Source organism: Pseudoalteromonas sp. S4741, from assembly GCF_005886135.1.
Classification (GTDB): domain Bacteria; phylum Pseudomonadota; class Gammaproteobacteria; order Enterobacterales; family Alteromonadaceae; genus Pseudoalteromonas; species Pseudoalteromonas tetraodonis.
Map to the genome: position 1 here is coordinate 14,222 of NZ_PNCN01000042.1, position 15,220 is coordinate 29,441.

Genomic DNA, 15,220 nt, shown 5'->3' on the forward strand with positions numbered 1-15,220 from the left:
TTTATTAGAATATCGTTAATTCTTGTGTCAAATTGCTGATGGATACTAATCATCTCGATAAACAAAACTTCTTTGATTTAGGTAATCTTAATACTTTACGCCAAGATGCCTTAAAAAGTGATGCCTCGCCAGAAGCATCAAAAGAAGCATTAAAAAAAGCAGCGGCACAATTTGAATCTATTTTTACGCAGATGTTGCTTAAAAGCATGCGTAAAGCCAATGAGGCTTTTGAAGACAAAGAAAGCCCATTTAATGCAAGTGGCGTGAAGTTTTTTGAAGAAATGCACGACCAACAGATGGCTACAGAGCTTTCATCAAATGGCTCTTTAGGTCTTGCAGATTTAATTGTGCAGCAACTATCGCCAGATGGAAAAAACTTTATGCCAGGCTCTGTTCTTCGTACAACGTCAGATTTCTTTAGTGACCAACGTGCGGGTAGCACCTTACCTCATCAAGAAAACCAAAAGGTCACTGAAAAAGTGCCGCTCGTTGATTCAACTGAAAAAAGCGAACAAAACACAGCGTCTGGCACATTTGAAAATGCTGAGGAATTTGTAAGCGCAGTGTGGGAACACGCAAAAATAGCGGCTAAAAAAATTGGTTTAAATCCGGCGGTTATGGTCGCACAAGCAGCATTAGAAACTGGCTGGGGTAAACATATTATTAGTAAAGGTGATGGCAATAGCTCAAACAATTTATTCAATATTAAGTCAGATAAAAGTTGGCAGGGCGAAAAAGCCAGTAAGATCACTTTAGAGTTTGAGCAAGGCGCTGCAGTTAAAAAGCAAGCAAGCTTTAGAGCGTATGACTCAATAAAAGATAGCGTGAATGATTTTGTGGATTTTTTAACGCAGAACCCTCGCTACCAAGAAGCATTACAAAATACCGCAAAACCAGCTGCCTTTTTAGATTCACTTCAAAAAGCTGGTTATGCCACAGATCCCAATTACGCTGACAAAATTAAGCAGGTGTTAAACCACACAGAGCTTAAAACATTGGCGACATCATTGGTTCGCCAAGGAGTAAATTAACATGTCGTTTAACATATTTGACATAGCAAGCTCAGGAGTTCGTGCTAGCTCTGAGTTACTGCAAACCACCAGTAAGAACATTGCTAATGTGAATACGGTGGGGTATGTACGCGAACGTACAGAGCACATGACCATGATCGACAATCAAGTGGGTCGTGGAGATACCTATCGCTTATTAAATGAGTTTGCGCAAAAACAACTTAACCGCGATACCTCAAATAAAACCTTTTTTGATCAATTTGTTACTGAAGCGAGTCGGGTCGATACCTTATTTTCAGAAGAATCAAACAGTTTGTCGACCAGTGTTAATTCCTTTTTTAACAATATTCAAGAAAGTTTAAATCAACCGTCTTCATCTGTTGCACGTTCATTAGTGATGACAGATGCTCAAAGTTTAATTGAGCAAATGGATCGTTTATCGGGGATTGTTATAGATCAACAAAGTGTGGTGAATGAACAACTAGAGATTTTCTCTGATGAAGCAAATAACCTGATTCAAAACATTAGTACTTTAAATAATAAAATAGCCGCAGTGGATGGCACATCCCAAGAGTCTGGATCAAGTAGTTTATATAATGAAAGAGATAAAGCTATTCGAGATTTATCAGCCCTAATTGATATTGAAACCCTTGATGGCCCAAATGGTTCAAAACAAATTTATATGGGGACGGGTGAAGCACTGGTGATGGAGAATGGCACATTTAATTTATTTTCATTAACAGGTGACCCAGATCCTAATTTTAAAGAGTTACACCTTGATGTGAATGGCGGCAAAGCCGTGCCGCTTGAGGTGGATACGAGTAAATTAAAAGGCAAAATAGGTGGTTTGCTGGCGTTTCGTGATGACATTTTAGTACCCGCGCAAAGTCAAATAGGGCAAATGGGCTTAGCGCTTGCTGATGCATTTAATCAACAAAACCGCTTAGGGATGGACGCGAACGGTGAAATAGGTGGTGATATATTTACGATCCCAGATACACCTGCATTTGCTTATCAAGCTAATACAGGCAACTCAGCGATGACGGCAACACTGGAGCCCGGAAAAGGCAGTGAATTGCCAGCCAGCGATTTTGTTGTAACTTACACAAGCCCAACTACGGTAGAAATTCAGGCTATTGATAATAAAGGGAAGCCCATTGGCACTGCCTCAACTGCGGATGTAGTTGCTGGAGTCATTGACTCGTCAACAATTACGCCTTCAGGTGGTGAATCATTCGGTTTGGAGCTCACAGTATCAGGCACGGCGAATACTGGAGACCAGTTTATGGTTAAATTAAATTCGCAAGCGTCCACCAATTTAGAACTTGCCACAAATAGGCCAGAAGATTTAGCTTTAGCATCTCCTATTCGTACAGCGAATGATATAGCTAATACCAGTGATGCAGCTATTACAGCGGGAACTGTATCAGATGCAAGCAACTTTGGTTCGCCACTAAGCCTGCCTAATGGAAGCATTACGATTTCTAAAACAGCGGAACCAGACGAGTACACTGTGTCTGATGGGGTGAACAGCACAACATTTAATGGTACACCGCCATTAAATAACGTGCTCGCAACGGCAGGCGGTGGTTTTGAAAATTACGGTTTTGACTTTGATATTGAAGGCACACCGGCGTTAGGTGACACATTCACTGTGGAGGCAAACGAAAGTGGTTTCGACGATAACCGTAATGGGCAGCTTTTAGCTGACATTCAAAACTCAAACATCGTGAGACGAAATGTAGAAGGTTCGCCAGGTAACAATCACCAAACATTTAATCAATCTTATACTGGCTTAGTATCAGATATCGGTGTAGTGACTCATCAAGCGCAAACCAGTGGTGCAGCGTTTACAGCGCTAGCTGAGCAGTCAGAAGCGTGGTATGAATCCTTATCTGGGGTAAATCTTGACGAAGAAGCCGCTAATTTACTGCGTTTTCAACAATCGTATGCCGCATCAGCGCAAGTATTGTCTACTGCTCGCGCTATTTTTGACACTTTACTTAATGCTGCGAGGTAATTATGCGTTTATCTAATAATTTACTATATCAAAACAGTGTTAATAAAATGCTTGACGGTCAGCAAGGAGTTGCCAATGCGCAAGAGCGAGTTACAACCGGCAAAAAGTATTTATCAACTGCCGAAAGCCCATCAGCATACTCGCAAGCAGCCTTATTCACTAATAAAATACAAACCAACGAGCAATATACAAAAAATATTAATCAACTAAATGGCCGTTTAGAAACAGAAGAAAGTATTCTACAAAGCATTAATACGACCATACAGGCTGCGCGAGATTTAGCTATTAGCGCAGGTAATGGAGCAATGAGCAATGACGATTTAAAAGCCAAAGCCAGTGAACTAGCAGAATTACAAAAGTCACTTGTTAGTTTAATGAATAGCCAATCAGAAGATGGTAAATATATATTTTCCGGTTATCAAGATAGTACGCAAACGTATAGTTTTAATAGTGGCTCTGGTAAATATGAATACCAAGGCGATCAGGGCCAGCATAGTGTGACTATCGCTAAAGGCGTTGATGTTAAATCAAGTGATAATGGCTTTACTACCTTTGAAAAAGTCGATGCAAGGCTAAATGTAGCATCAAACTCAGGGACACCTGCGGGCGGCATTACAAGCGGTACTGTGTATGTTAAAAATCAAGCGGATTTTGATAAATTCCATCAAGCCAATTACGATCTTAGCCCAACAGCAACGGTGGCAGATAATTCTTATCAAGTCGAAGTATTAGCGGGAGTTAACCCAGGTGACCCTGATACTTATACTATTACGCATGCGGATGGCACACCTTTAAACCCTGCGGTAACAGGTGAGTATACCGATGAACCTATAGAGTTTGCCGGTATGGAGTTTAAGTTAGCAGGTGCTGCACCAGGTACCTTTGACTTTACTTTAGAAAAACCCGGTAAAGAAAATGTCCTCAATACGATGCAAAACCTTATTACAGATTTAAACAGTGGTCTTAATGGTGATGCATTACATGACGCGTTGGCAGATAGCCTAGTACAATTACAACGTGCAAGTGAGCAGGTTGTATTTACCCAAGCAGGCCTTGGCGCACGTATGATTGTGGTAGAAAGAGTAACAGATTCAAACATGGCATTAGATATTAATAATAAAGCGAATAAAAAGGATATTGTTGAAGTTGATATGGCACAAGCCATTAGCGACTTAACTAAACAAGAAACATCTTTGCAGGCCTCGCAGGCAACTTTTGGCCGCTTGGCAAAGTTATCGCTATTTGATTACTTGTAACTATAAAGCCATAGGTAATAAATTGCCTTCTTTCATTTAAAACCAGTGACAATTTATTGCCACTGGTTTTTTATTACTTATTAGTTACTTATTAAAATAAAAAAATCATTTAAAACATGTGGTTAATTTATTTATTAAAGTTGGCACAGTAACTGCTTTATTTTAACCGTCGAGCGCGTGGTTCCTATAATTCATTGAACCACACCCAGTTAAAACTAGGAGATGGTAAAATGGCATTAACAGTCAATACTAATGTGTCGTCACTTAACGCACAGCGAAACCTTAATAAGTCAGGCGAAGGGCTAGCTACTTCGATGGAACGCTTGGCATCAGGAATGCGTATCAATAGCGCAAAAGATGATGCGGCAGGTCTACAAATTTCAAACCGTTTAACCTCGCAGATAAATGGCTTATCAGTCGCGCAGCGTAATGCGAATGATGGTATTTCGATGGCGCAAACCGCGGAAGGTGCGATGCAAGAGTCGACCAGTATTCTTCAGCGTATGCGTGAGCTTGCACTTCAAGCTGCTAATGGTTCAAACTCAGCAGAAGATCGTGAAGCACTGCAAAAAGAAGTATCTGCACTTCAAGTTGAATTGACTCGTATAGCCGATACAACTTCTTTCGGTGGTCAACAGCTTCTGGATGGAAGCTATGGCAGTAAAGCATTCCAGGTTGGAGCGAATGCGAATGAAACGATTAATGTTTCTTTGTCAAGTGTTGCAGCAGAAAAGATAGGTTCAAACCGTGTTGATTTGCAAGGAGCGACTACATCAGGCGGTACTGGTGATGGTTTTGGTCAAGTTACAGCTACAAGCACTACAGGCACATTAGCAACAAGTGCAACAACATATGGGGATTTGGAAATATCTGGCAGGGATGATTCCACAGTAGATATTGTTGATGGTTCTAGTGCTGAGCAAGCTGCTGCGGCAATAAACAGTGTCAAAAGCTCTACCGGTGTAACAGCTCAAGCTAAAACAGAAGCAAAACTTGATGTTGCAGGTACACAAACCCCTAAGGGTGACCCTATCAGTTTTGAACTGAACGGAGAGAAAGTGTCTTTTGTTGCTACAGGCACTGCAGCAGGTGATGAACAAGCCATGGCTGAAGCAATTAATAAAGCGACTGATGAGCACGGTGTAACAGCAACACTTGAAAATGGCGTGCTTTCTGTATCGAACAATAATGGTAAAGATATAGAAGTGACAGGTTTTACAGGCGGCGCTGGCTCTTCGCTTGATATTACCCCTCAAGGTTTTGAAGATGGCTCTGATGGCGCAGCTGTAACCTTAACAACGGCAGGTACAGATTCAGCTAGAATCACTGGTGCAATTCAGTTAAATTCATCAGAGACCTTTACTACCACAGCAGCTAATACACAGTTAGATGATGTAACTACTCCGGTAACAAGTTCGCTTGATAATGTGGCTGATATTAGTGTTACCAGTCAAAAAGGTTCGCAGGATGCGCTCTCGATTATTGATAACGCCATTGCCAATATTGATGCTCAGCGTGCAGGCTTAGGTGCTGTTCAGAACCGCTTTAGCCATACTATTAGTAACTTGGCAAACATATCTGAAAATGTGTCTGCATCACGAAGTCGTATTCAAGATACTGACTTTGCAAGTGAAACTGCAGCAATGACGAAAAATCAAATACTGCAACAAGCGGGTACATCTATCTTGTCGCAAGCGAATCAAATACCACAAGCCGCAATTAGTTTATTAGGTGGTTAATTAAAGCGTTGCTCTTGCACAATTAAAAAGTATACGAAAAGCGCACGGGGTGCGCTTTTTTACTACGTAACAATAAACCATGTTGGCGGCAATTTACCTGGCACTACTATACTTCGATTAAAGTTTTTATTTCTCAGGAAGCGCCCAGCGCCTCTTATATCTTTGTGGTAATTAATGACTAAATAAATTCACCACCGAGCTGCACAGAATTCCACAGAGAAAACTAAAATAAAAAAGCAGAAATAAGTATGGGGTGTTTAATGAAAAGTGCGATGTAAAATTTCGCCTACAACGCTGTGTTTATCACTGTAGAATAAGGTTTTAGCCAAAAATCATAAAATAAATTTAAAGTAAAAAGTAATTAAAATCAGATGATTAAATTTATCATCTTCAATTAAACACACTTTTTTTAAAAAAAAGCTAAAGATAATTTAACTGCCGCCGTTAACTTAACCAGTACAGAGCTTGAACATACAATTGTGACAGTTCTTGGTTAAATCAAAACAGCAACATTACGTAAGTAATCAGGAGTTTTATCATGGCTTTAACAGTAAATACAAATGTATCTTCATTAAACGCTCAGCGTAATCTTTCAAAATCAGGCCAAGGCTTAGCGACATCAATGGAGCGCTTGGCTTCAGGTATGCGTATTAATAGCGCAAAAGATGACTCAGCTGGTCTACAAATTTCAAATCGCTTAACCTCACAGGTAAATGGTTTAGCGGTAGCGCAGCGTAATGCCAACGATGGTATTTCAATGGCACAAACCGCAGAAGGCGCGATGAACGAGTCGACAAGTATTTTGCAACGTATGCGTGAGCTTGCACTGCAATCAGCAAATGGGTCGAACTCAACAGAAGATCGTGAAGCACTACAAAAAGAAGTGTCAGCACTACAAGTTGAATTAACGCGTATTGCAGAAACAACTTCATTTGGTGGTCAACAATTGCTTGATGGTAGCTTTGGTTCTAAATCATTCCAAGTGGGTGCTAATTCAAACGAAACTATTAATGTGTCATTATCAAGTGTAGCGGCAAATAAAATAGGCACTAATCAAGTTAATTTACAGGGTGATACTGCTGGACTTGGTGAAGCATCTGCAGCAGATAGTACAGGTGCTATAGATAATGGTGTTGCTGGAGGTGATTACACAATCAAAGGCAGGGAAGAAGCAACGGTTACAATAGGGGCTGAAGCAACTGCATCTGAAATTGCTGGTTCAATAAATAGTTATACTGGGACTACAGGCGTTTCTGCACAAGCTCGTTCTGAAGCTAAGATTGAAGTAACAACAGCAGGTGATGTAGGTGAAACAATTAGTTTTAAGCTTGATGGAGCAGGCTTAGATGATGGTGATGAAATAACAGTATCTTATGTTGGTACAGGAAATGTTGAAAGTGATCAACAAGCTATGGCTGAAGCCATTAATGCTAAAACGGATGAACATGGTGTAACAGCATCAATTGAAAATGGTGACTTAACCATTTCAAATAATACAGGTGAAGATTTAGAGTTAACTAGCTTAGCTGAAAGTGCTACAGGATCAACTGCAACGACTGTTGGTATAAGTGTTACAGGGCAAACATATGATGGTGAAGATAGTGATACTGCGCAAACTCTAGCAGCTGGTGATGGTGTAATAGTTGCTGGTACGGTACAGTTAAATTCAGCTGAAGTATTTACAGTTACAAGTGATGATGCAACTATTGCCGCAGATACTAATGAAAATGTAAGTACTCTTGAAAATGTCGCCTCAGTTGATATTACAGACCAAAGAGGCTCGCAAGATGCGCTAGCTATCATCGATAATGCAATTGCTAATATTGACTCTCAGCGAGCAAATTTAGGTGCGGTACAAAACAGGTTTGGTCATACAATCAGCAACCTTGCAAATATCTCTGAGAACGTATCTGCTTCACGTAGCCGTATTCAAGATACTGACTTTGCTACAGAAACCGCGCAAATGACTAAAAACCAAATATTGCAACAAGCGGGTACATCAATCTTGTCGCAAGCGAATCAGTTACCACAAGCAGCACTTAGCTTAATTGGCTAATAGCAAAAAAGTAAATGATTAGCTAAGCTAATGGTTAAGTCAGCATTAGTTGCATAAAAATTAAAAAGGGGGATGGCTTAGCTAACCTCCTTTTTGCGTTTTTTACCTCAAAGGTACAAATAAAAAAAGGAGGCGTTATGAGTGCAATAAACCAAAGCCCTGATTTCGCTCTCGCTGTGCAAAAAGTAGATAGCAAGGTTGAAGCTAGCCCACAACTTACTGCTAATGCGACAGCAGAGCCAAATCAAACGGACGGCAATACTCAAAAGCAAGCGTCAGATTTTGCAAGTAATGAACAGCATCAACAAACTGAGAAGCAGCTTGATCATGACCAGCTTGAAAAAGTGGCGCAGCAATTGCAGGATTTTATGGGAGAAATGAACCGTAGTCTGCAATTTAAAGTAGATGAAGAGTCAGGCCGTGATGTGATAAAAGTAATTGATAAATCAAGTGGCGATGTGATCAAACAATACCCATCTGAAGAAGTATTAAGCTTAGTGGCGAAACTGTCTGAAACGGCAGGTATGTTAATCGATCAATCAGTGTAGTTTGAGTATATAAAAGTATGAGGGTGTAAATATGACTATTTCATTTAATGGTTTAGGGTCTGGCTTAGCGGTATCAGATATTGTTGATGCTTTAGTTAATGCAGAGCAAGCACCGTTTACATCACGCTTAAATACAAAAGAAGCAACGCTTACGACCGATATTTCAGCAGCAGGTGCATTAAAGTCAGCCCTTGCAAAACTACAAACATCCATGGAAGCCTTAGGTGACGTTGATAACTACCAAAAACGCAGTGTTTCTGGTAATGACGATTTTATTTCGTTAAGTTCAGATAAAGACGCCCAGCCGGGTAGTTATAATGTAAAGGTCGATGCATTAGCGCAAGCCCATAAGCTGTCATCGCCTGCGTTTGCAGCTGATGAAGCCATTGGTGGCGGCGTTATTACGATTGGCTCTGGTGATAACAGTTTTTCCACCGTATTATCACCGACTAATACCCTTCAAGATTTAAGAGACCAAATTAATAACGGCCCATTTACAGGCTCAGATTCTAACGATTCTGTAGTCGCGACCATTGTGACCAGTGATGAAGGCCAGCACCTAGTACTCACCAGTAAAGAAACCGGTGAAGAAAATGCGATTACTATTACCGTGCAAGACAGCGATGGTAACAACACAGATACCGGCGGTTTATCGCGCCTAGCATATGATGTTTCTGATGCTGACCCTGTAAGTCATGTTACTAATATTACTGAAGTCAATGCCGCGCAAAATGCACAAATAACTATAGACGATACTTTAGTTGTGTCGAGCAGTAGCAATGAGTTTACAGGAGTAATTGATGGTATCGATATAACAGCCAAAAAAGTACATGATACCGACGATGATGAAAGTAGCCTAAAAGTAACCGAAAATAACAGCAATATACAAGCTGGCTTAAACAGCTTTATCGAAAGCTACAATGAATTACTTGAGTTAAGTAATAACTTGGGGGCTTCAGGTGAAGATGGTGTAGGGGTTATGGCGGGCGACTCAATGTTACGTGGGGTGATGTCAAAGCTGCGTCAACAGTTGACCAATGAAGTGCCATTAAGTGATGGCAGCAGTTTATCACTTTCGCAATTAGGCGTTGAGGCTGATCGTTACGGCAAGCTAACTTTAGATACAGAGCGACTCAATGAACAAATTGAAAATGGTGTCGATTTAGTACAAGAGTTCTTTTTAGGTGAGAGTGATGACGAGGGTTTTGCCCAGTCGTTTGATGAGCTAATGAGCTTTTACACTGATAGCGATGGCATCGTACAAAACCGTATTGATAGTAAGCAAACACAGTTAGACGGAATTGATGATGAGCGTATCGACTTTGCCCGCAAAATGGAATCATTGGAATCAAGGCTGTACGCACAGTACAACAGTATGGATTTGCTGGTAGCGCAACTTAATTCAACTAGTAGCTATGTGCAGGCCCAGTTAGAGAATATGCCTGGTGTTGTAAAACAAGACTAAATAAAGCAACAATGATAAAAAGCGCTAAACTCACAGTTGGCGCTTTTTTAGTTATAAAGGTTTGTATTTAGAAATAGCTTTAGAGGACTGCTTTTTTTTCAACAGTGCTTCAGCAGTTTCACTTTTAACCCGCATTGCAGTAGATAAGGCGTTTTTTATTTCTACTTGAATACTGGCAAGTTCGTCACGGGTTGGCTTATTCGAGCCTTTCCCCTCACACCACTGTTGTATTAATGAGTTTAAATCGTTGAGTGATAACAAAGCATCATCAGCATTACCTTCACTCGTTTGCTCTTTAACGAGTGAAAGTAATTGGGTTACTTGCGTCGCATTCACTTGTGTTGTCATTATAAAGCAGGGCTGCGTTCATTTGCAGGTATATTGTCCCAACCTTCTTTGACTTCTTTTACAATACTGACGACTTCATTAATAGCATCAATGTCGTTATTTACATTGGCTTCAACTAATTTACGTTGGCAATAATCATATAATGCAAGCAAGTTATTTGAAATGCTTTGATCTTGCTCAACCTCTAAATTAAGTGCATCTTGCAAAGCACCAAACAATAAAATGCAAGTAGATAGGTTTTCACCTTTTTTTTCAATTTCTTTTCGCTCAATAAATCCTTTTGTTGCGGCAAGTCGTCCGATGATATTGCTGAAAATTAGGTTTATTTGTTCATAAGGAGTCATATCGTTAATGTTGCTAACACTAACTTGACTGTATTTTTTTACTGAAATATGTGCCATGGTAAAACCTTGAATCAATATATTTATAAATCTAAAGCAAATATAATGCCATGTTTTTGGTTTGGGTGCTGTAGCTGTTTGTCACAAGCATATACCGAATTACTTAATTTATCCAACATTGGGAAATAAAAAGTAAAAGAAAGCTTAGTTTGGTTTGTCAAAAAACCGACGTGACACTAGCTAATTTACTGGCCTATTATTTGCTATAAAATTAAGTTGTATAAATTTTTTGCGTGAGAATAGATAAACTATTCAACAGGCCGTTTACATGTTAACGACTAATAAATTACGGGAATGTATATTTTGACTGATAGTGAGATTCAAATTAAAGAAATGCTTTTACAAGCTACCTTGTTGGCAAATCTAAGTTATTTTAAAGAGAAGTTACCAGCTATTTATGAACAATTTAAAGACTTTAAAGCGACAGACACCGGTATTGCTTTTGATAAAAATGGAAATATAAATTTATTGAATAATGGTTGCTTCGTATATGAAGAAAGCCCCTTACTTTTAGCTAAAAAGCAGGTGTCTAAGTACCTTAATAATCCTGTTTATTCTCGTTATGAAATACAACACTCTCCAGATGAGGAAATGTATTTCAAACAGCAAGCATTACTGAAATCAATGTATAATGTACGCAATGAACAAACTACAGGTAAAATTATAAGGCCTACACAGGAAAAAAGGCTTGATTTTGTATGTTTCTTGGGTGCAGGTCTTGGCTATCAAATTGAGGAGCTTTTTAATCAGAAAGAGCTTCTTAATGTTCTGTTGTTTGAGCCAAACCCCAGTGCTTTCTATGCTCTATTACATTGTATAGAACTAAGACCTTTAGCTGAACGTTGTGTTTCTTTAGGCGGAGTATTTCGTATTTGTGTTGGTGGAGATGAAAGCTCAGTAGTCTATGAGGTTAATTCACTTCTACATAAGCAAGGGATGTTTAACGTAAGTTTAATTCACTATTTTAAACATTATGATAGTCCTTTAATGGAAAAAACCATTAATAAAATTAAAAGTCTTGGGTATAGATGGAGTTCAGGTTGGGGCTTTTTTGAAGATGAAGTTATTGGCTTAGAACATACATTGTCTAATTTAAAATCAAAATTCCCAGTAATTAAACATTCGGCCTCGATAAGAAACCCTTTAAAAAAAGCGCCAGTTTTTCTTGTCGCTAATGGACCTTCTTTAGATTTAGCAATTAATTTTATAAAACTACATATTGAAGATCTCGTTATTGTTTCCTGCGGTACAGCTCTGAAAGCTTTATTGTCTAATAATATTAAACCCGACATTCATGTTGAAATGGAGCGCTCTCCTAGGTTGGAATATTCTGTGTTAGCTGTAGAGAGGGATAAAGAAATTGATGTTGGTTTTGAACAACTAAATATTGTAGCACTTAATACTGTATATACTCCGATTTTGGCGAGGTTTAAGTCAACGTTTTTATTAACAAAAATCAATGATGCTGGTGGGACATTTATCAAACTATCAGATAAAAATGCACAACTTTCATATCCTCGTTTTACTAACCCAACAGTGACTAATGCAGGCTTAGTTGTTGCAACTGAATTAGGGTTTGAAAACATATATTTAGTTGGGACTGATTTTGGTTTTATTTCAGAAGATACTCACCATGCAAAAGACAGTATTTATTATGATAAAGATTATAAATACAGAGAGAGAGCAGATAGGCTCATGCAGGGGCAAACAAAAGTTAAAGGCAATTTCAGAGATGAAGTGCTAACAACTTTTACTTTTGACTCATCAAGGGGAAGTGTTGAGGAATTATTGAAAAGTAAACCAAATGTTAGAGCTTATAATACATGTGATGGTGCGTATATTGAAAATGCTGAACCAAAAAAAATCTCTAATATTAAAGTAAATAACAAGATTTTAAATAAACCAGAAAAAATATTGTCACTCCTAAAGAATTCGTCTTCATTAGAGAACTTGTCTATGGAGGCGGTAGAAAGAAATACATTAAGTGTAGTTAGTAGTACAAAGTCATATCTAGAGGAGCTTTTACAAATTACAAATATGAATTTTGATAGTAGAGAGTCCTTAGCTGGGGCATTTTATTTACAAAATGAACTACTGCATAAAATTTCTAAAGATAATGAGGCTGTTTTTTGGTTAATTCAAGGTTCATTTAAATATTTTCAAAGTTACATTATGGCATGCAGCTATTATTACAGTAATTTGGAAAATCGAATGGAATTTATTAATGCTTGTGTTGATGCATTCCATGGCCACATAGAAGATGTATATATTGATTTAACAAAAGTGTGTAACATTTAGTGTGGTATATCTTTGAACATTTATGTAAAAATATTTATTAGGTACGTTAGCAATTTACTCTATGGCTTTATTAATTAACACTTATTACAGTGCTTTTGTATTAATCTCTAAAGTTTGTACATTGAAGGTTTTGACCCTTAATTATAAAGTGGATAGTGAAAAAGTGGCAGTTTTTTGGCAATGATGTCAAAAAACTGCCGTTGAGTGCTTGCATCCACGTCAAACTCGCTTACAATTTAAATACTAATAGCTTGTTGTAACTGTGGTTCGCTAACAAATGATCTTGATTCTAGATAATAATAATAATCGTGCGATTGGTTTACATGCTTCACTGACATTTATTGGTGAAGCTGTTTTAAGCCTTGACGAGGAAAAGTTCGAACAAGAGTGTAATAAGTACCAACAACAAGAATGCATGGTTATCTTGGGAGCGTTACAAGAGTTTGATCATGAAAGCTTAATTAAGCGCTATCCTGCAGTTCCTTTTTTATTAATTGGCGAAACCTTAAAACCACTACTGAGCATTGCTAATGTAGTGGGGTTGATTTCTGAGCCATTTAACCACGATGTCACTACTCAACTTTTGCACGATTGCCAGCAATATCAACGCATGTTGCCAAGCGATCATAAACACCCTAAACCACATAAATCGTTTGATGGTTTGGTTGGCGAAACTGAAGCTGTCAAAGATGTACGCTTTTTGATTGAGCAAGTGGCTAAAACTGATGCCAACGTACTTATTTTAGGAGAGTCGGGCACAGGTAAAGAAGTAGTTGCTCGTAACGTACATCTGCTTTCTAAGCGTAATAAAGGGCCTTTTGTTCCGGTAAACTGTGGGGCAATTCCTGCTGAGCTATTAGAAAGTGAACTATTTGGTCATGAAAAAGGTGCGTTTACTGGGGCTATTTCAGCACGAAAAGGCCGTTTTGAGTTAGCGCAAGGTGGCACGCTATTTTTAGATGAAATAGGGGATATGCCACTGCAAATGCAGGTTAAGTTACTGCGAGTGCTCCAAGAGCGTAGTTATGAGCGTGTTGGTGGTACCAAAGCGATTCAAGCTGATGTGCGTGTTATTGCCGCAACACACCGTGATCTTGAAAACATGATAGAACAAGGCTCGTTCCGAGAAGATTTATACTATCGCTTAAATGTTTTTCCTATTGAGAGTCCATCTCTTGCTCAACGCGCAGAAGACATCCCTTTGCTACTTAAAGAGCTTATGCGCCGCGTAAATGAGCAAAGCGGTACTACGGCTAAGTTTACAGAGCGTGCTATTGATAGTTTAAAAGAGCATTCTTGGCCAGGTAATATTCGTGAGCTGGCGAACCTTGTTGAACGCATGGTTATTATGTTTCCCGATAAAGTGGTGGATGTTCCTGATTTACCCAATAAATACCGCTACATTGAAGTTGAAGCCTATGAGCCACAGTACCCAGAAGAGCTGATGGAGCGTGATGCCTTTAATGATATTTTTAGTGGCGGATTTAGCGAAGATGAAATAGATCTAGAAGATGATTTTGTTCAGGCTGCACCTGGTTTATTGCCCGATGAAGGTATTGAGCTTAAAGAGTACTTAGCTGAGCTTGAAATTAACTTAATCACACAGGCATTAGAGCGCTTTGATTACGTTGTCGCCCGTGCTGCCGAGGTGCTTGGCGTAAGGCGAACCACTCTGGTCGAAAAAATGAAAAAATATAACCTGACGAGAGATTGAGAGCTAAGTACAGGTATTAGGTATTAGGTATTAGGTGTTGGGTATTAGGTATTAGGTATTAGGTATTGGGTATTAGATATTAGGTATTGGGTATTAGGTATTAGGTTAGAAAAACTAAACACTGGTAGTTACACTGAATCCGTTACCGGTTCTATTTTTTAGCAGGTTTACCCCACGTCTGCGTTGGGTGCCAACTTACTGTTTTTTGGGTAAATATAACAATTAAAGGGTTAAAACTAAAAAGCCTAAAGTTATGCTATTTGCTTAACCTTTAACCTTTAACCTTTAACCTTTAACCTTTAACCCTAACTTTTTAACTTCTTCTTTCCTAAAACAATTATTAATATGATCGTAAACCATACCGC

General features: G+C 38.9%; 11 protein-coding genes. 9 read left to right on the forward strand and 2 right to left on the reverse strand.

Annotated elements, in window-relative coordinates:
* Window positions 1-38 precede the first annotated feature (38 nt).
* The 7 genes from flgJ to fliD all read left to right on the forward strand — a co-directional run bounded on the left by flgJ (window position 39) and on the right by fliD (window position 10,094).
* On the forward strand, window positions 39-1,031 hold the full coding sequence (gene flgJ, locus CWC30_RS07960) for a flagellar assembly peptidoglycan hydrolase FlgJ (RefSeq protein WP_138626811.1): 993 nt from the start codon (window positions 39-41) through the stop codon (window positions 1,029-1,031).
* Between the two features lies 1 nt (window position 1,032).
* A complete protein-coding gene (gene flgK, locus CWC30_RS07965) occupies window positions 1,033-3,030 on the forward strand; it encodes a flagellar hook-associated protein FlgK (protein ID WP_138626812.1) in 1,998 nt (665 codons plus the stop codon).
* Between the two features lie 2 nt (window positions 3,031-3,032).
* Window positions 3,033-4,286, forward strand: coding sequence for a flagellar hook-associated protein FlgL (gene flgL / locus CWC30_RS07970; RefSeq protein WP_138626813.1), 1,254 nt, complete (start codon window positions 3,033-3,035; stop codon window positions 4,284-4,286).
* A gap of 230 nt (window positions 4,287-4,516) precedes the next feature.
* A complete protein-coding gene (locus tag CWC30_RS07975) occupies window positions 4,517-6,025 on the forward strand; it encodes a flagellin (RefSeq protein ID WP_138626814.1) in 1,509 nt (502 codons plus the stop codon).
* Between the two features lie 538 nt (window positions 6,026-6,563).
* Window positions 6,564-8,081 (forward strand): flagellin, encoded by a 1,518-nt coding sequence (locus CWC30_RS19060; protein ID WP_138626815.1) that lies wholly within the window; start codon window positions 6,564-6,566, stop codon window positions 8,079-8,081.
* 137 nt (window positions 8,082-8,218) lie between these two features.
* On the forward strand, window positions 8,219-8,629 hold the full coding sequence (locus CWC30_RS07985; RefSeq protein ID WP_138626816.1) for a flagellar protein FlaG: 411 nt from the start codon (window positions 8,219-8,221) through the stop codon (window positions 8,627-8,629).
* Window positions 8,630-8,660: 31 nt separating this feature from the next.
* A complete protein-coding gene (fliD, locus tag CWC30_RS07990) occupies window positions 8,661-10,094 on the forward strand; it encodes a flagellar filament capping protein FliD (protein ID WP_138626817.1) in 1,434 nt (477 codons plus the stop codon).
* Between the two features lie 51 nt (window positions 10,095-10,145).
* On the opposite strand, the gene CWC30_RS07995 is transcribed toward fliD, so the two are convergent.
* Both CWC30_RS07995 and fliS read right to left on the reverse strand, forming a co-directional pair.
* Window positions 10,146-10,442 carry a hypothetical protein gene (locus CWC30_RS07995; protein WP_138626818.1) on the reverse strand — a complete coding sequence of 99 codons (297 nt, stop codon included), beginning with the start codon at window positions 10,440-10,442 and terminating at the stop codon, window positions 10,146-10,148.
* Window positions 10,442-10,843 carry a flagellar export chaperone FliS gene (fliS, locus tag CWC30_RS08000; RefSeq protein ID WP_138626819.1) on the reverse strand — a complete coding sequence of 134 codons (402 nt, stop codon included), beginning with the start codon at window positions 10,841-10,843 and terminating at the stop codon, window positions 10,442-10,444. The genes CWC30_RS07995 and fliS overlap by 1 nt, the downstream gene beginning before the upstream one ends.
* 303 nt (window positions 10,844-11,146) lie before the next feature.
* On the opposite strand from fliS, the gene CWC30_RS08005 reads away from it, so the two are divergent.
* Both CWC30_RS08005 and CWC30_RS08010 read left to right on the forward strand, forming a co-directional pair.
* Window positions 11,147-13,141: a motility associated factor glycosyltransferase family protein gene (locus tag CWC30_RS08005; RefSeq protein WP_138626820.1), complete on the forward strand. Its 1,995-nt coding sequence runs from the start codon at window positions 11,147-11,149 to the stop codon at window positions 13,139-13,141.
* Window positions 13,142-13,418: 277 nt separating this feature from the next.
* A complete protein-coding gene (locus CWC30_RS08010; protein WP_138626821.1) occupies window positions 13,419-14,855 on the forward strand; it encodes a sigma-54 dependent transcriptional regulator in 1,437 nt (478 codons plus the stop codon).
* The last annotated feature ends 365 nt before the right edge of the window (window positions 14,856-15,220 follow it).